This window comes from Dorea sp. 210702-DFI.3.125 (assembly GCF_020560945.1).
GTDB classification, from domain to species: domain Bacteria; phylum Bacillota; class Clostridia; order Lachnospirales; family Lachnospiraceae; genus Dorea; species Dorea formicigenerans.
Genome location: NZ_JAJCNF010000002.1, coordinates 185,809 through 203,167 on the forward strand (window position 1 = coordinate 185,809; position 17,359 = coordinate 203,167).

Sequence of the window (17,359 nt, forward strand, 5' to 3'; positions counted from 1 at the left end):
AAAGAATGAATTGGAAAGAATTATGGATGACACTTTTTGGAACTTGTGAATGGCTCGGACTCAATATGGGATTCTGGGTATCAATGGCTGTTGTGCTGTTGATCGTAATACTCATGAATGTGGTATTCTGGGGAATAAAGCCAAAGAATAAAAAATAGTATGGTTGAAAATAAACTGTACCCTAGATAGTGGACAGTTTAAAAAGTGGTCTAGACAGTTACTTTTTAAGCTATTATCCCAAAGACATATAATATATAGGCTCGAATGGTGAAAGTGCCCATTTGGGCCTATTATTGTATGAATTCATGTGTTACAACCAGAGCAAGATCCACCCGTGTATTACAGTATTGTCATTTTGACAATTTTGTATTACTTACGAGTAGCGGACTTGATGGGGATTACGTCCCCATACCCACGTGAAAATATAATTGCAGGCAATTACATTTTAGCAGATACGCAAGCGTTTCTGAGCAAGCGTCACAGACAACAAAATAAGGAAATTTTGATAAGGCATTCACCTGTGAATAGGTGAGTGTTTTTTTTTAAAGTATTCGATTAACCGAAAAAAATAAAAAAATTTCCTCAGGGGGCTGTAAAAATGTCTCTCAGCATTTCGTATTAATGAAAGGGTATTTTTTGCAGGAAAAATAAAAATTTTTCATTAAGAGGCTGTATTTATGCCCTTCATCTTTTGTATATGTGTAAGAACATTTTTTAGCCGGCATAAAAATGATTTTTACAACAATTAGAAACAGAAACGAGGCGAGAAAAGAATGAAATATGAATACATGAAGGAGTCTGAGCAGATGCTTCAGTACTTCCAGTTTCCGAAGTTTTTGCTGAAACTGCGCATTTCTCAAAATGCAAAATTTCTTTATATGATTTTGTATGACCGGGCGCGGATATCGAGAAAGAATAGCTGGATAGACAAGTATGGAAATGTTTATTTGATATTTCCAATAGAAGAATTGTCTGTTCAAATCGATAAATGCAAATCTTCTGTAAAAACAGCGTTGAAGGAATTAGATGATGTGGGACTATTGGTTCGCAGATCCGGTGGATTTTCAAAACCTAATCATTTATATGTGAAAATTCCATCTGATGAGATAGGTTTACAGCCGGTTGATGATAAGGCGGTTGAAAAGATGGCTGTAATAGAGCCGGAAAAGCACCCATCATCTGGTCATAAAAATGGCTGTGCAGAAGCCGGAAATGTGGCACCTAGTAAAGTAACTGAGAAATATAAAAGTAATAAATATCATGAAGTAAATTATTGCTATGGGGAGGGAGAGAGTTTGTGATGAGAGAAGAAGATCCCGTATGTGTAGGCAGTGATGGTTTGCGATATTGCAAAGTCTGTGGGGAAGCGAAAGAAGCTTTTTTCCCTAAGGGTAGTTTTATGGGGATGAAAAAACATTCCAGGCAATGTGCCTGTGACAGAAAAGCATATGAAGAAGAACAAAAATATTTTAAAGACAAAGAGCACCGGGAATTAGTCAGCAGAAATACGAGCATCTGTTTTGACGAGAGCAGAATGGAAGAGTGGACATTTGAAAATGCAGATATGTCAGATGCGGTAATGCATAAGGCCAAAAGCTATGTTGATAACTGGGATGAAATGAAAAGAAATCATATTGGTTGTTTGTTTTGGGGACCGGTTGGTACCGGGAAAAGTTATATTGCCGGGTGTATTGCCAATGATCTTCTCAAACGAGAAGTAACGGTAAAGATGACAAATTTCAATACCATTATCGATGATATATTTCCACTGGCAGACAAAATGGAATATATCAATGCATTGGCTTCTTACCAGCTTTTGATTATTGATGATCTTGGAGTGGAACGAAATTCAGAATATGCGTTAGGAATTATTTTTAGCGTCATAGATCGCAGGATCCGTTCAGGACGACCATTGATCATCACGACCAATCTTCCGCTGAAAGAAATAAAAAGCGAGACCATGTTAGAGAAAAGACGTATCTATGACCGTATTTTAGAAATGTGTACACCAATGTATGTTGGAGGCACAAGTAAACGAGAAGCAATTGCAAGTATGAAAATGGAGAAAGCGAAAACGTTGTTGAATACAAAGAATGATCGTGTGTATTGCGGATAGAAGTGAATGCTACGCACGTTAAACAATAAGGAAAGGATTTTATGAACAAACAATATGTTGCAATATGTGAAAAAGTGGCTCTTACAATTGAAGAGGCAGCAGAATACAGTAATATCGGACAAAATAGAATAAGTAGTCTTTTGAAAGAACCGAGATGTCCGTTTGTGCTTTACGTAGGTACGAAAAAACTTGTAAAGAGAAAAGAATTTGAAAAATTCATTTCGGAAAGTGTGGAAATATAAATGAATGACAGAAGATGAGATGAAAATGAATATTCACAAAAATAAGATGCTATGGTATAATACAAGGTACTGTATTAGGGCTTCTTATGAGAGGAGCTGAAATATGGGAAAAGATTTAAAAGGCAAAGAACTTGGCAAAGGAATAACCCAAGAAAGTACGGGATTATACTCAGCCAGATTTGTAGATCGGTTTGGAAAGAGAAAACATAAACGATTCAAAAAGCTGCAAGAGTGCAGAGCATGGATTGCTGATGCGACTTATGTGGATGAACACAGTGATATTTCAATGCCATCAGATATGCTGGTCGATCAATGGTTTGATTATTGGATTGGGATAAAAAAGAAAACAGTCCGTTCAAATACTGTTCGCAATTATACGGAGAGATATATTAAAAATATTAAACCGGTAATTGGGGAGATGCCACTATCAGACGTGAAACCACTTCACTGTCAGAAAATATTTTATGATATGGCAGATCAGGAGTATCGTACATCTACAATTTATCAGGCAAGAATTGCATTATACAACATGTTTGAGTATGCAAAAGAAAATGAAGTCTTGTGTAGCAATCCCTGTAAAAAATCTGTGAAAAGTGATATGGGAAAGCCATCTGAGAAGAAGGTTGCATTAACAAGAGACATACAAAAAACATTTTTACAATACGCAGAAGGTCAAAGCTATGAAAATCAGTATCGTTTTATACTACAAACCGGATTGCGAACAGGCGAATTGGTAGGATTGAAATGGAAAGATATCGATTTAAAATCCAAAACAATTCAGATTCGCAGAAGTATGGAATATCGTTACAGTGCAAAGGAGTGGCGTATCGGAGAACCAAAGAGTAAATCAGGTTACCGCACGATACCCTTAACAGAAGAAGCGGTTGCTATACTAAAAAAACAAAAAGAAAAGAATAAGAGGATTTCAGAAATTTCAACAGAATGGGAAGAATTTGTGTTTCTGTGTCGAAAAGGAACGCCTGTCAAGAACAGTACATATGATACAGCGTTGTTTAAAATCTGTGATAAAGCAAAAATTCCAAGATTTTCGATGCATATCTTGAGACATACGTTTGCTACCAGATGTATTGAAGCAGGAATGAAACCGAAAACACTTCAGATGTTACTGGGCCATTCGAATATTGGAATTACGATGAACTTATATGTTCATACTACTGAGGAAGAAAAGAAAAAAGAAATGGACTTGGTGGCAGAAGCGCTTATGGCAATATAATGGCCCACTAAATGGCCCACTTGCAAAAATAAGTATGCTGAAATCCCTTGAAATCAAAGGATTTATAGGAGGAAATAGAGAAAATGAAATTAGGAATCGTGGGATTACCGAATGTAGGTAAGAGTACCCTTTTTAATTCACTGACAAAAGCAGGAGCGGAGTCTGCAAACTATCCGTTCTGTACTATTGACCCGAATGTCGGAGTTGTAACTGTGCCGGACGAGAGACTGAATGTCCTTGGCGAGATGTATCACACGAAGAAGATCATCCCGGCTGCAATTGAGTTCGTAGATATTGCAGGACTTGTAAAGGGAGCATCAAAAGGAGAAGGGCTTGGAAATCAGTTCCTTGCAAATATCCGTGAAGTAGATGCTATCGTGCATGTAGTACGTTGTTTTGAGAACAGTAATATTGTACATGTAGATGGAAGTATTGATCCGCTCAGAGATATTGAGACAATTAATCTGGAGCTTATCTTCTCAGACCTTGAGATCCTGGAGAGAAGAATTGCAAAGACAACTAAGGTTGCAAGAAATGACAAGGCAGCAGCAAAAGAGCTGGCTCTTCTTGAGAAGATCAAAGCACATCTGGAAGATGGAAGACTTGCCAAGACATTTGACGCAGTAGAAGATGAGGAAGAAGAGGAGTGGCTTAAGAGTTATAATCTTCTGACATATAAACCGGTCATCTACGCTGCAAATGTATCAGAAGATGATCTTGCAGATGACGGAGCTTCCAATGCAGGAGTTCAGGCAGTCAGAGAGTATGCAGCAAAAGAAGAAAGTGAAGTATTTGTAGTATGTGCAGAAATTGAAGCTGAGATTTCTGAATTAGATGATGATGAGAAAAAAATGTTCCTGGAAGATCTTGGTCTTACTGAGTCAGGACTTGAGAAACTGATCAAGGCAAGCTACAAGCTCCTCGGACTGATCAGTTATCTGACTGCAGGTGAACCGGAGGTCCGTGCATGGACAATTACAGAGGGAACAAAGGCACCGCAGGCAGCAGGAAAGATCCACTCTGATTTTGAACGTGGATTTATCCGAGCAGAGGTTGTTTCTTATGATGACTTGATTGCATGTGGAAGTCATGCAGCTGCAAAAGAAAAAGGTCTGATCCGTCTGGAAGGAAAAGAATATGTAGTAAAAGACGGCGATATTATGTTATTCCGATTTAATGTATAATCACAGTGTGGAAGGAAGTATGAAAAATGACTAGAACGATTGATTTTCCACATCTGGGAATACATCTTTCTTCAGTAGGGAATCATATTACGGTATTTGGATTTGATATTGCTTATTACGGAATGATCATAGGTGCTGGGATTCTTGCCGGAATTTTTATGGCAGTATATGAAGCAAAAAGAACTGGACAGAAAGAAGAAGATTATTATGATCTGTCTATTTGTGCAGTAATCATTTCAATTATCGGTGCCAGGGCATATTACGTGATTTTTTCATGGGATATGTACAAAGATGACCTGCTTAGTATTTTTAACCTCAGACAGGGAGGACTTGCAATTTACGGCGGTGTGATCGCAGCGGTTCTTACAGTAATTGTATTTGCAAAAGTGAAGAAATTATCAGCAGCACAGATCTTTGATACAGCAGGTCTTGGACTTGTACTTGGACAGGCAATCGGACGCTGGGGAAATTTCTTTAACAGGGAAGCATTTGGTGAGTATACAGATGGATTATTTGCTATGAAACTTCCGGTAGATGCAGTCAGATCTTCGGATATCACGGATTTAATGAGAAAACACATGGAAACAGTGGATGGGGTATCTTATATTCAAGTGAGCCCGACATATCTTTATGAGTCTATGTGGTGTCTCGCCTTGTTGATATTACTGTTGTTGTATCGCAGACATAAAAAGTTCCAGGGAGAAGTATTCTTGATGTATCTGCTTGGATATGGTGCAGGAAGAGTATGGATCGAGGGATTAAGAACAGACCAACTCTGGATTCCGGGGACAGAAATTCCGGTATCACAGGTTCTTGCCGGAACCATTGTAGTTGTATCATTTGTTTTGATTGTATATAATCGAATAAAGGTTAAGAAAAAAGCTGCTTGTTAGGCAGCTTTTTTAGTGTTATCGCATTAGAATTAGAAGCGTCGTTAATTTTGTATCAAAAAAGGAACAAAAAGAAACGGAGAATATCTAGACTTTTAAGAAGTGCCGGACTATAATATAAGATATATGTAAAGAATTAGTTTTCTTGAATAATGTCTAAGGAGGAACAACAAAATGGCAAGAAAAATGAAAACCATGGATGGTAATCAGGCCGCAGCACATGCTTCATATGCATATACTGAAGTAGCAGCTATTTACCCAATTACACCATCATCTGTTATGCCGGAGCATGTAGATGAGTGGGCTACAGAAGGCAGAAAGAATATATTTGGAGAGACTGTTCAGGTAACAGAGATGCAGTCAGAGGCTGGTGCAGCAGGAGCCGTTCATGGATCCTTGGCAGCAGGAGCACTTACAACAACATTTACAGCATCTCAGGGATTGCTGTTGATGATTCCTAACTTATATAAAGTTGCAGGGGAGCAGCTTCCTGGAGTATTCCATGTATCAGCTCGTGCACTTGCAAGTCATGCACTTTCAATTTTTGGAGATCACTCTGATGTTTACGCCTGTCGTCAGACTGGTGCAGCTATGCTGTGTGAGTCCAGTGTACAGGAAGTTATGGATCTGACACCAGTTGCACATTGTGCAGCATTAAAGGGAAAACTTCCATTTATCAACTTCTTTGATGGATTCCGTACATCACACGAGATTCAGAAGATTGAGACTTGGGATTATGAAGATCTGAAAGATCTGGTAGATATGGATGCAATCGATGAATTCAGAAAACATGCTCTGAATCCTAATCACCCATGCCAGAGAGGTTCCGCTCAGAACCCGGATATCTTTTTCCAGGCAAGAGAAGCATGTAACCCATACTACGATGCTATGCCGGCAATCGTTCAGGAGTACATGGACAAAGTTAATGCTAAGATTGGAACAGATTATAAACTGTTTAACTATTATGGAGCAGAGGATGCTGAGAAAGTCATCATCGCTATGGGATCTGTCTGTGATACTATTGAGGAGACAATCGATTACTTAAGAGCAGCCGGAGAGAAAGTCGGAGTTGTAAAGGTTCGTCTTTACAGACCGTTCTGTGCACAGGCACTTATCGACGCTATTCCGGACACTGTAAAATATATCAATGTTCTTGACAGAACAAAAGAGCCAGGAGCAGAAGGAGAGCCATTATATCTGGATGTCGTATCTGCACTGAAAGGATCTAAGTTTGATAGTATTCCGGTTAATTGTGGACGTTATGGATTAGGTTCTAAAGATACAACACCGGCTCAGATCGTTGCTGTATTTAACAATGTTGACAGAAAGAGATTTACAATTGGTATTGAGGATGATCTTACACATCTGTCACTGGAAGTTGGAGCTCCGCTGGTTACAACACCAGAGGGAACAATCAACTGTAAGTTCTGGGGACTTGGAGCAGATGGTACTGTTGGAGCTAACAAGAACTCTATCAAGATCATTGGTGACAACACAGATATGTATGCACAGGCTTATTTTGATTATGATTCTAAGAAGTCCGGTGGTGTTACAATGTCACACCTGCGTTTCGGTAAGAAGCCAATCAAATCTACTTACCTGATTCACAAAGCAAACTTTGTAGCATGTCATAATCCATCTTATGTAAATAAATATAACATGGTTCAGGAGTTAGTAGACGGAGGAACATTCCTTCTGAACTGCTCATGGGATATGGAAGGTCTTGAGAAACATTTACCGGGACAGGTAAAAGCTTACATTGCAGACCACAATATTAAATTCTACACAATCGATGGTATCAAGATTGGTAAAGAAATCGGACTTGGCGGACGTATCAATACAGTTCTTCAGTCAGCATTCTTTAAGCTTGCAGCAATCATTCCTGAGGAAGAGGCAATCGACCTTATGAAGAAAGCAGCAAAAGCTACTTACGGAAGAAAAGGTGACAAGATTGTACAGATGAACTATGATGCTATTGATGCCGGTGCAAAACAGGTTGTAGAGATTCAGGTTCCGGATTCATGGAAATCTTGTCCGGATGAGGGACTCTTTACTCCGGAAGTAAAAGACGGCCGCGCAGATGTAGTTGCATTTGTTAAAAATATTCAGTCAAAAGTTAACTCACAGGAAGGTAATAACCTGCCAGTATCTGCATTTGTTGATTATGCTGATGGTTCTACACCTTCAGGATCTGCTGAGTATGAGAAACGTGGTATTGCAGTAGATATTCCGGTATGGAAATCAGAAAATTGTGTACAGTGTAACCGTTGTGCATATGTATGTCCACATGCAGTTATCCGTCCGGTAGCACTTACAGAAGAAGAGCTCGCTAAAGCACCGGAAGGAACAGAAGCAATCGATATGATCGGTATGCCAGGACTGAAATTTACAATGACAGTATCTGCTTATGACTGTACAGGTTGCGGATCTTGTGTCAATGTATGTCCAGGTAAGAAGGGTGAAAAAGCTCTTGTTATGGAGAACATGGAAGCAAATGCAGGTTCTCAGAAAGCATTTGACTTTGGTCGTGAGATCGAGGTAAAACCAGAGGTTGTTGCGAAGTTCAAACCTGCAACAGTAAAAGGAAGTCAGTTCAAGCAGCCACTGTTAGAGTTCTCAGGAGCTTGTGCAGGATGTGGTGAGACACCATATGCAAAACTGGTAACTCAGTTATTTGGAGATAGAATGTATATCGCTAATGCTACAGGATGTTCTTCTATCTGGGGTAACTCTTCACCATCTACACCATATACAGTAAACGCTAAGGGACAGGGACCGGCATGGTCTAACTCACTGTTCGAGGATAATGCTGAATTTGGTTATGGTATGTTACTTGGCCAGAAGGCTATCAGAAAGAGATTAAAAGCAGAAGTTGAGACAATTGCTGCAAGCGATAAAGCATCTGCAGAAGTAAAAGCAGCTTGTCAGGAATATCTTGACACATTTAACTGTGGAGCATCTAATGGTGACGCTACAGATAAACTTGTTGCAGCATTAGATGGTTGTGATTGTGATACATGTAAGGACATCGTTAAGAACAAAGACTTCCTGGCTAAGAAATCCCAGTGGATCTTTGGTGGAGACGGATGGGCTTACGATATCGGATTTGGCGGTGTAGACCATGTTCTTGCAAGTGGCGAGGATATTAACATCATGGTATTCGATACAGAGGTTTATTCTAACACAGGTGGACAGGCTTCAAAGGCTACTAAGACAGGTGCTACAGCACAGTTCGCAGCTGGTGGTAAAGAGACAAAGAAGAAAGACCTTGCAGGAATCGCAATGAGTTACGGTTATGTATATGTTGCACAGATCGCTATGGGTGCTGATTATAACCAGACTGTAAAAGCAATTGCAGAGGCAGAGGCTTATCCGGGACCATCACTCATCATTGCTTACGCTCCATGTATCAACCATGGTATTAAGAAAGGTATGAGCAAAGCTCAGACTGAGGAGCAGTTAGCAGTAGAGTGTGGATACTGGAATAACTTCAGATTCAACCCTGCAGCAGAGGGCGCTAAGTTCACACTGGATAGCAAAGAGCCTAAGGAAGAAGGATATCAGGAATTCCTGGACGGAGAAGTACGTTACAACGCACTGAAGAGAGCTAATCCGGAGAAGGCAGCAAGACTGTTCAAGAAAAACGAGCAGGAAGCTATGGAGAGATACGAGTATCTGAAGAAACTTGTAACACTCTATGGAGCAGAAGAGTAGAATTGAATCTATAAAGGATACGAGAATTCAAGTGAACTTGAATTCTGATGTGTCATTCATGTAAATTAGAGGAGTGATATTGTATTTAGTACAATATCGCTCCTCTTTTGAATTGCCAAGCATACGACAAAAAGGTCCGGTGGACCTTTTTTAGTTTCGGATGTTCAAAAATGCCTCGGCATTCTTGCTGCGAGGTGCGCAGTAGAAGTATGTCATGCAATTGCATGATATACTTCTTTTACAACTGCGGACTATGCAAACTATACAAATTTAAAAATGTAAATTTGTTCACATTACTAAAATTGGTAACGATACCAAAAAAGCTTTTGACAAATTAAAAAAACAGGATTATTCTGTAGGTGAAAAGAAAAACAAGGAAGAATGAAAGGAGACAAAAAATTGGCAACGATATCAGACGTGGCCAGACTGTCAGGATTATCAGTATCAACAGTCTCCAGAGTTATTAATAATAAACCTCATGTCTCAGAAGAGAAGAAACGGAAAGTAAAAGAAGCAATGGACGCACTTGGTTATAGTCCACTGCAGGCAGCAAGGCAGATGAGAGGATCAGGATCAGGAAATATTGCAGTATCCATTCCGAGTATCACGAACAGCTTCTTTGCATATCTGGTTGATTCTATTGAGAGAACATGCCGGAAGTACAATTACAGAACACTGATTACTCAGACATTCGGAGAGAAGGAACGAGAGGAAGAAGCAATGGAGCTGGTGCGTATGCATCATGCAGATGGAATTATCCTCTGTGCGATTGAGAATGACTGGGATAAGATCAGATCCTATGAGCAATATGGAAAAGTGGTTGTATGCAATGAATACAACGAAGATACAAGCATTTCTACGGTGCGTGCAAGACAGTATGAAGGTTTCTATAAAGCAACAGAATATCTGATTGGAAAGAATTATCAGAAAATTGCCTACTGTACAGGAAGCCGCGGGGTGATGCATCAGCCGAATGGAATGAATATTGACAGTGACCGTTACAGTGGCTATATAGAAGCACTCGCAGCACATGGAATGACAGCAGATCCAAATCTCAATTTTACGAGAGCAAAGACCATGGACGATGGTAGAAGAATTCTCGAAGAGATACTAAAAAGGGAGAACCGTCCAGATGCAATCATTGCAGGAAGTGATGAGGTGGCAGCAGGAATTCTTACAGAAGCTATAAATCAGGGGATTAAAGTTCCAGAGGATTTGGCAATCGTAGGTGTGGATGATCAGCCGATTGCGTCACTGTTACCAATCCCGCTGACGACGATTCGGCAACCAGTGCAGGACGAAGGAATGCTCGCAGCAAAAGAGATTATCAGGCAGCTTTCAGAGGAACCAGATGATACAGTTAGAAAAGAATTAGAACTGGAATTGGTCATCAGACAGTCAGCATAGAAAAGTCATAACAATAAAAAACCAGCATATCGAATTAGAATATTACTAAGAAAATGATGTGCTGGTAAATTTTGAAACTAAATTGGTATCGATACCAATGAAAAACAAAAATTAAAATGTAAAGAAATCAGGAGGAGAACAAAATGGTAGTATTAGCAAGAATTGATCAGAGACTTATTCACGGACTGGTAGTAAATCAGTGGGCACCGGCACTTCAGGTAAAGAGATTTATGGTTGTAGACGATGTGCTCTGCAATAACGATGATATTAAAGCCAGCATGAGAATGGCAAAACCTGCAGGAACAGGAGTTTCCGTTATCAGTACAGAGACAGCAATCACAAACTTCAAAGCCGGAAAATATGATGGACAGAGAGTTCTGGTTCTTGTGAAAGAGCCAGAGACATTGATCAAATTGATGGAAGGTGGAGTTGAAATTCCAAAGGTTGATCTTGGAATCATGTTCAACGAAGATGGAAGAGAGGCAGTTACAAAGTTCATTGCCCTGAATGATAAAGAGAGAGCAGATCTTCAGACAATCAAAGACAAAGGGGTTCCGGTAGTTATTCAGTATGTGCCGACAGATGCAGAGGAAGCATACTAAGAAACATTATAAAAAACAGATTAAAGGTTAGAAAATAGAGTTTGAGGTGAAAAATTATGACAGTAATACAGGATATATTAATCGTGATTTTAGCAGGTTATATGACCATTGACCAGAATGGACCGGTCGTACTTTCCTGGTTCTCAGTAATTGTTGGAATGATTTCAGGACTGATTATGGGAGATATGAATACAGGACTTGTAATTGGTGGTACCTTCCAGTTAATGTCCCTTGGTGTTGCAGCGCTTGGTGGAGCATCTGCTCCGAACTACGGACTTGCGACCATTATCGGTACATTTATTGCAGTCCGTACCGGAACAGGGACAGATGCAGCGCTGGCAGTCGGACTTCCGGTAGGACTTCTTGCGATTCAGTTAGAAGTTGTTGTAAGAATTGTAAATAACTTTGTAGCGCATAAGATGCAGAATGATAATAACGCAGGAAAATGGGGCAGAATGAACCGTGAGGCATGGCTTGGACCTGCAATCTGTTCCCTCCAGACAGTGATTCCTACCATTATTGTCGTATGCTTTGGTGCGAATGTAGTAAACTTTATTTTAAAATTTATTCCAGAGTGGGTAACAAATGGACTCTCAATAGCAGCAGGAATGCTTCCGGTAGTCGGAATCGGAATGTTGATGCGTTACATGCCGGTAAAGAAATTCCTTCCATTTATATTAATCGGATTTGTACTTTCCGCTTATTTAAATGTACCGGTACTTGGAATTGCAATTGTAGGATTTGCTGCAGCTTTCTGGTATTTTACAACAGAGCTTAGAAAATCAGATGCGACAGAGGCAGTAACTGTAGCAGCAAATACAGTAACAGAAGAGATGGGAGATGATTTCGATGAGTAATGAGATGAATACAGTAAATCAGAAAAATACGCAGACTCCGGTAGAGCAGACTGCAGATGGAAGATATAAAGTAACAAAACGCGATCTTAGAAGAACAGCAGCAAGATATAACTTCATGGCATGTAACATTTTCAACTATGAATCTCAGATGGGACCGGCAGTTGCCTGGGCGATGGCACCGGTACTTCGCAAGATTTACAAAGATGATGAAGAATATAAAGCAGCGTTAAATAACCACTTTAACTACTACAATTCAACAACAGCTATGTCCAGTGTCATCTTAGGAGCAACACTTGCCATTGAAGAAAAAGACGGAATTGAAGCAAAAGAGACAGTACAATCATTAAAAACAAGTCTTATGGGACCATTTGCCGGAGTCGGCGACACATTGATCTGGGTATTGTGGCCGACAATTATGGGATCTATATCAGGATATATGGCACAGCAGGGCAACCCGCTTGGAGCAATTGTATGGTTTATCTGCAACATTCTGTTCTGGTTTGTGAAATCAAAATTATTTGAAGTTGGTTATACTTCTGGAACAAAGCTGATTACAAATCTTGGAAAGCGACTGGCAGTATTTACCGAGGCAGCCTCTATTATGGGACTGAGCGTTGTCGGTGCGCTGATCGCGACATCGGTTAAGATGACAACGGGACTAAATTTTAAAGTCGGTGAAGTTAAACTTGCTCTTCAGGCAGATGTCCTTGATAAGATTATGCCGGCACTTCTTCCGGTACTTCTGACCGTACTGGTTTACAAACTTCTTGGAAATAAGAAATGGACACCTACAAAATTAATTCTTTTGATTATCGTAATTGCATTGGTTTGTTCATTCTTTGGAATTCTGACGGTATAAATATTCTAAAATGGCTCCTGTCTATCATACAGACAGGAGCTATAAAATTAAAAGCATAGTAGAGAAAGGAATAGATGGATTATGAAACGTGTAATTGTAATTGCATCTCATCACAGAATGGCTGATGGATTAAAGGAGACATTGAATTTTATCACAGGCGGGCTTACAGAGGTTGTTTCTTTAAGTGCCTATGTAGATAACCGTCCGGTGGAGGAAGAGATTGACGAACTGATGAATGGATTCGCAGATGAAGACGAGGTGGTTGTCCTCACCGATCTGACATCTGGAAGTGTTAATCAGAAATTCTTCAAATACCGTAACCGTCCACATACTCATATTGTCAGCGGAATGAATCTTCCACTTGCAGTTACGGCTGCTATGGAGCCTCAGGACGATTATATCAGTACCGAGCGTATGGCACAGATTGTGGAAGAGGCAAGAATGGAAATTAAATATGTAAATGCAATTGCAGATGATGGAGATGATGAAGATGAATAGAGCGGATTGGTGGAAGAAAAGCGTTGTATATCAGGTGTATCCGAAGAGCTTTAAGGATTCTAATGGAGATGGAATCGGAGATCTGAACGGACTGAAGGAAAAGCTTCCATATCTGGAGAAGCTAGGAATCGATGTAATCTGGCTGAATCCGATTTTCCAATCACCACAGGTAGACAACGGATATGACATTTCAGATTACAGACAGATTGAACCGACACTTGGAACTATGGAAGACTTTGACGAACTTCTTGCAGAGGCACATAAGCACGGAATTAAAATTATTCTCGACCTCGTAGTGAACCACACTTCCGATCAGCATCAATGGTTCCAGGAAGCGAAAAAATCAAAAGACAATCCATATCATGACTATTATATCTGGAAAGATGAAGTGCCGAATAACTGGGGATCCAGTTTCGGTGGCTCTGCATGGGAGTATGTAGAAGCAGTTGATCAGTACTATCTTCACTGTTTTGCAAAAGAGCAGCCGGATTTGAACTGGGATAATCCGAAGGTCAGAGAAGATGTCTATGACATCTTAAGATTCTGGCTGGATAAAGGCATCGACGGATTCCGCATGGATGTTATTACATTGATCTCCAAGGATCCGACATTCCCGGACGGACCGATCATACAAAATAAAGCATATGGAAGCTATTATGCAGGCTGTGCAAGTGGTCCGAGAGTTCACGAATATCTGAAAGAAATGAATCGGGAAGTACTGAGTAAATATGATATTATGACGGTTGGGGAAGCACCGCATACAAGCGCTGACGAAGCAGTCCCATACACGGCAGCCGGTGAGAAAGAGCTGCAGATGGTCTTTCATTTTGACCATATGCATTTGGATTATGATGAAAATGGAAAATATGCAAAGACAAGAGTAAAGCTTACCGACTTAAAGCGTGTCATGACTGAGTGGCAGGAAAAAATGCATGCTTGTAATGGCTGGAACAGTCTCTACTGGAGTAATCACGACCAGGCAAGAGCCGTAACAAGATTTGGAAATGAAAGTCCGGCGTATCGCGTTATTTCTGCAAAAATGCTCGGAACCGTGCTTCATATGATGCAGGGAACACCATATATTTTTGAAGGCGAAGAGCTGGGAATGACCAATGCGTTTTTTGATAAGATTGAAGATTACAGAGATCTGGAAGCGATTGATATCTTTAAAGATTTCACAGGTAGAAAGGGATTTTCCGAGAAAGACACACTGGAGCTTTTGAGACTGAAATCCAGGGATAATGCAAGAACACCAATGCAATGGGATGACACAAGACATGCGGGATTTACGGAGGGTATTCCGTGGATTGATGTGAATCCAAATTATACAGAGATTAATGCAGAAAAATGTCTGGAAGATTCGGATTCTGTATTTTACTATTATCAGAAGCTTGTAAAACTACGTCATGAAGTTTCAGTAATCACAGATGGTGAGTATGAACTTCTGGATGCCGAAAACGAAAAAATATATACGTATCTGAGAAAAGGTGAGAACGAATCATTGGTTGTCGCAGCGAACTTTACGGATGAAGAAATCGACTATCAGGTAGACGAAAAAGTGAAGGCACAGGAGAGCAGCCTGCTTATTTCTAACTATGGAGACGCACCGGATACATTTAACAATCATCTTACATTAAAACCATATCAGGTTTATGTGTATATGATAAGATAACAATAAAGATAAAAACAATTCCTTGAAAATGTGTGATGTTGTCTTTAACATAATATTTTCAGGGAATTGTTTGGTTATAAGGAGTAAAATATGGGAAAGACAGAGAATAATAGAACAATTAAACTTCTGGCCCTGGATGTGGATGGAACTTTATTCGATGATAACGGAAAAATCAGCCAGGCGTCTATTGATGCAATGAATCAGGCAAAAGAGGCAGGAATAGAGGTTGTGCCGACATCAGGAAGAGATTATGATGGAATTCCCTGGGATCAGTTAAAAAATGTAGATATTAATTATGTTATCACGACAAATGGAAGTGCAGTTTATGAGGCAAAGACGAAAAAATGTCTCTATGAAAAATATCTGGATTCCGGGAAAATGATTCCGATATTTGAATATCTTCTGAAAAAAGAAATATATATCAATGTATTTGTAGATGGTGTCAGTTATACACCTGTTCAGGTGTATCCTTATATTGACAATCTGGATCTTCCGGACTATGTGATCCAGCACATGAAAGAGAATCGAAAAGGAATCAATGATTTGATAGAATACTTAAAAAACGGTGATGCAAAGATGCAAAAAGCAACTTTAAACTTTCAAAAGCAAGAAAAAGATAAACTTTTGAACCGGGAGGAAGTGCAGGAATATCTGGAAGAATGTCCAGATATCAAGGTTGTTAACGGAGGATTCAACAATCTGGAATTTACAAAAGCTGGCACAAATAAAGCCTCTGGACTTAAGCTCCTTGCAGAGTATCTTGGAATGACTATGGATGAAGTTATGGCAGTTGGAGACAGTGAAAATGATATTGAGATGTTAAGAGAAGCAGGACTTGGAATTGCCATGGGGAATGCAACTGATGACGTGAAAAGCGTAGCAGATGATATAACACTGGATAATGGGCATGAAGGTGTTGCAGCTGCGATTGAAAAATATATATTATAGTATCGAAAAAGGGAATATAAAATAATAAGGTATTAAAAAGCCTGTTGTTGCAATAATGCCGAGGCATTCTTGAATTATATACATAAATGGAAATAAAACGGAATGATATTGAAACTGTATTGAATTAATATGGAAAATATGATAATATAATGGAAAGAATAAGATGTTATATCAGCTGGGAGTCAATCTCCCAGCTGATATAGCCTCCGGCAGGATTGCAGAGGTGCGCAGTAGAAGTATGTCATGCAATTGCATGACGCGCACCTCGCAGCAAGAATGCCGAGGCATTCTTGAACAGTGGAGGAGATGCGATGACGGTAGAAGAGATGAAGCAAAGAAAAAAGGAATTTGGTTATTCGAATGAGAAACTTTCAGAGCTTTCGGGAGTACCGCTTGGAACGGTGCAGAAAGTTCTTGCGGGAGTTACCAGATCTCCAAGATATGAAACTTTAATTGCGCTTGAAAGGGTATTGAAAAAGCAGACAGACAGAATTGGTGAAGCGTTACCAGAGACGTCTGAAAAGAGACAGGGTGATTATACGGTAGAGGATTATTATTTAATTCCGAAGGAAAGACGTGTTGAACTTATTGATGGCGTGATTTATGATATGGCTTCACCGACTGCCATCCATCAGATCCTGTCTACAGAATTGTGTAATATAATCCGGTCATATATCAGTCAGCAGAAAGGAAGATGTATTGTCATGGCTGCACCTATGGACGTACAGCTTGATTGTGACGATAAAACTATGGTGCAGCCAGATGTTATGGTCGTCTGTGACCGTGACAAGATTACAAGAAAATGTATATATGGAGCCCCGGATCTGGCAGTGGAGATACTTTCTGATTCTACAAAGAAAAAAGATATGTATGTGAAACTGGGAAAATATATGGATGCAGGAGTTCGGGAATACTGGCTGGTGGATCCGAAGGGGAAGAAGGTTATTGTGTATGATTTTGAAGCAGAGGTAACACCGTCTATTTATGGATTTAGCTCCAAAGTTCCAGTGGGTATATTCAAAGGAGAATGTGAAGTAGATTTTGCAAAGATTTATGAATACATTAGCTTTCTGTATGAAGAAGACGATGTGTAAAAAGAGACGTGGGGCATAAAGCTGTATGCGTGATCCAGAAGA

Annotated in this window: 16 protein-coding genes; all 16 read left to right on the forward strand. The window is 39.8% G+C overall.

Features of this window, described 5'->3' with window-relative positions; genetic code table 11:
- The first annotated feature begins 5 nt into the window (after positions 1 to 5).
- The 16 genes from LI164_RS01955 to LI164_RS02030 all read left to right on the forward strand — a co-directional run bounded on the left by LI164_RS01955 (position 6) and on the right by LI164_RS02030 (position 17,317).
- The gene (locus LI164_RS01955) at positions 6 to 158 is read left to right on the forward strand and encodes a hypothetical protein (RefSeq protein WP_021651627.1); all 153 of its coding nucleotides are present in this window, start codon (positions 6 to 8) and stop codon (positions 156 to 158) included.
- A gap of 615 nt (positions 159 to 773) precedes the next feature.
- A complete protein-coding gene (locus LI164_RS01960) occupies positions 774 to 1,301 on the forward strand; it encodes a replication initiator protein A (protein ID WP_021651629.1) in 528 nt (175 codons plus the stop codon).
- A complete protein-coding gene (locus LI164_RS01965; protein ID WP_021651630.1) occupies positions 1,301 to 2,116 on the forward strand; it encodes an ATP-binding protein in 816 nt (271 codons plus the stop codon). Before LI164_RS01960 ends, LI164_RS01965 begins: the two co-directional genes overlap by 1 nt.
- A 41-nt stretch (positions 2,117 to 2,157) precedes the next feature.
- A complete protein-coding gene (locus tag LI164_RS01970) occupies positions 2,158 to 2,358 on the forward strand; it encodes an excisionase (RefSeq protein ID WP_004844455.1) in 201 nt (66 codons plus the stop codon).
- A 103-nt stretch (positions 2,359 to 2,461) separates the two neighbouring features.
- Positions 2,462 to 3,592 (forward strand): site-specific integrase, encoded by a 1,131-nt coding sequence (locus tag LI164_RS01975; protein ID WP_227086672.1) that lies wholly within the window; start codon positions 2,462 to 2,464, stop codon positions 3,590 to 3,592.
- 83 nt (positions 3,593 to 3,675) lie between these two features.
- Complete coding sequence (ychF, locus tag LI164_RS01980) at positions 3,676 to 4,776, forward strand: redox-regulated ATPase YchF (RefSeq protein ID WP_005334323.1); 1,101 nt, start codon at positions 3,676 to 3,678, stop codon at positions 4,774 to 4,776.
- Positions 4,777 to 4,802: 26 nt separating this feature from the next.
- Positions 4,803 to 5,669 carry a prolipoprotein diacylglyceryl transferase gene (lgt, locus tag LI164_RS01985; protein ID WP_005334322.1) on the forward strand — a complete coding sequence of 289 codons (867 nt, stop codon included), beginning with the start codon at positions 4,803 to 4,805 and terminating at the stop codon, positions 5,667 to 5,669.
- 171 nt (positions 5,670 to 5,840) lie between these two features.
- Positions 5,841 to 9,380 carry a pyruvate:ferredoxin (flavodoxin) oxidoreductase gene (nifJ, locus tag LI164_RS01990; RefSeq protein ID WP_005334321.1) on the forward strand — a complete coding sequence of 1,180 codons (3,540 nt, stop codon included), beginning with the start codon at positions 5,841 to 5,843 and terminating at the stop codon, positions 9,378 to 9,380.
- Between the two features lie 399 nt (positions 9,381 to 9,779).
- On the forward strand, positions 9,780 to 10,787 hold the full coding sequence (locus LI164_RS01995) for a LacI family DNA-binding transcriptional regulator (RefSeq protein ID WP_022279181.1): 1,008 nt from the start codon (positions 9,780 to 9,782) through the stop codon (positions 10,785 to 10,787).
- Between the two features lie 143 nt (positions 10,788 to 10,930).
- The gene (locus LI164_RS02000; RefSeq protein WP_005334319.1) at positions 10,931 to 11,389 is read left to right on the forward strand and encodes a PTS sugar transporter subunit IIB; all 459 of its coding nucleotides are present in this window, start codon (positions 10,931 to 10,933) and stop codon (positions 11,387 to 11,389) included.
- Positions 11,390 to 11,445: 56 nt separating this feature from the next.
- Positions 11,446 to 12,246: a PTS sugar transporter subunit IIC gene (locus LI164_RS02005; protein WP_005334318.1), complete on the forward strand. Its 801-nt coding sequence runs from the start codon at positions 11,446 to 11,448 to the stop codon at positions 12,244 to 12,246.
- Positions 12,230 to 13,105, forward strand: coding sequence for a PTS system mannose/fructose/sorbose family transporter subunit IID (locus LI164_RS02010; protein ID WP_181975419.1), 876 nt, complete (start codon positions 12,230 to 12,232; stop codon positions 13,103 to 13,105). The genes LI164_RS02005 and LI164_RS02010 overlap by 17 nt, the downstream gene beginning before the upstream one ends.
- An 81-nt stretch (positions 13,106 to 13,186) precedes the next feature.
- Positions 13,187 to 13,603 (forward strand): PTS sugar transporter subunit IIA, encoded by a 417-nt coding sequence (locus tag LI164_RS02015; RefSeq protein ID WP_005334315.1) that lies wholly within the window; start codon positions 13,187 to 13,189, stop codon positions 13,601 to 13,603.
- Positions 13,596 to 15,275, forward strand: a complete 1,680-nt coding sequence (locus LI164_RS02020) for an alpha-glucosidase (protein ID WP_040015582.1) — start codon at positions 13,596 to 13,598, stop codon at positions 15,273 to 15,275. Before LI164_RS02015 ends, LI164_RS02020 begins: the two co-directional genes overlap by 8 nt.
- A gap of 90 nt (positions 15,276 to 15,365) precedes the next feature.
- Positions 15,366 to 16,223: a Cof-type HAD-IIB family hydrolase gene (locus LI164_RS02025; protein ID WP_005334311.1), complete on the forward strand. Its 858-nt coding sequence runs from the start codon at positions 15,366 to 15,368 to the stop codon at positions 16,221 to 16,223.
- Positions 16,224 to 16,534: 311 nt separating this feature from the next.
- Entirely contained in the window at positions 16,535 to 17,317 is a 783-nt protein-coding gene (locus LI164_RS02030) for a Uma2 family endonuclease (protein ID WP_005334309.1), read from the forward strand.
- The last annotated feature ends 42 nt before the right edge of the window (positions 17,318 to 17,359 follow it).

What these genes read in the sequence shown, in the direction of transcription:
- lgt (WP_005334322.1), top strand. Translation starts at nt 4,803, where the DNA reads ATGACTAGAACGATTGATTTTCCACATCTGGGAATACATCTTTCTTCA.
- ychF (WP_005334323.1), top strand. Translation starts at nt 3,676, where the DNA reads ATGAAATTAGGAATCGTGGGATTACCGAATGTAGGTAAGAGTACCCTT.
- LI164_RS01960 (WP_021651629.1), top strand. Translation starts at nt 774, where the DNA reads ATGAAATATGAATACATGAAGGAGTCTGAGCAGATGCTTCAGTACTTC.
- LI164_RS02015 (WP_005334315.1), top strand. Translation starts at nt 13,187, where the DNA reads ATGAAACGTGTAATTGTAATTGCATCTCATCACAGAATGGCTGATGGA.
- LI164_RS02020 (WP_040015582.1), top strand. Translation starts at nt 13,596, where the DNA reads ATGAATAGAGCGGATTGGTGGAAGAAAAGCGTTGTATATCAGGTGTAT.
- LI164_RS01970 (WP_004844455.1), top strand. Translation starts at nt 2,158, where the DNA reads ATGAACAAACAATATGTTGCAATATGTGAAAAAGTGGCTCTTACAATT.
- LI164_RS02000 (WP_005334319.1), top strand. Translation starts at nt 10,931, where the DNA reads ATGGTAGTATTAGCAAGAATTGATCAGAGACTTATTCACGGACTGGTA.
- LI164_RS02025 (WP_005334311.1), top strand. Translation starts at nt 15,366, where the DNA reads ATGGGAAAGACAGAGAATAATAGAACAATTAAACTTCTGGCCCTGGAT.
- LI164_RS02030 (WP_005334309.1), top strand. Translation starts at nt 16,535, where the DNA reads ATGACGGTAGAAGAGATGAAGCAAAGAAAAAAGGAATTTGGTTATTCG.
- LI164_RS02005 (WP_005334318.1), top strand. Translation starts at nt 11,446, where the DNA reads ATGACAGTAATACAGGATATATTAATCGTGATTTTAGCAGGTTATATG.
- LI164_RS01965 (WP_021651630.1), top strand. Translation starts at nt 1,301, where the DNA reads ATGAGAGAAGAAGATCCCGTATGTGTAGGCAGTGATGGTTTGCGATAT.
- LI164_RS01955 (WP_021651627.1), top strand. Translation starts at nt 6, where the DNA reads ATGAATTGGAAAGAATTATGGATGACACTTTTTGGAACTTGTGAATGG.
- LI164_RS02010 (WP_181975419.1), top strand. Translation starts at nt 12,230, where the DNA reads ATGATTTCGATGAGTAATGAGATGAATACAGTAAATCAGAAAAATACG.
- nifJ (WP_005334321.1), top strand. Translation starts at nt 5,841, where the DNA reads ATGGCAAGAAAAATGAAAACCATGGATGGTAATCAGGCCGCAGCACAT.
- LI164_RS01975 (WP_227086672.1), top strand. Translation starts at nt 2,462, where the DNA reads ATGGGAAAAGATTTAAAAGGCAAAGAACTTGGCAAAGGAATAACCCAA.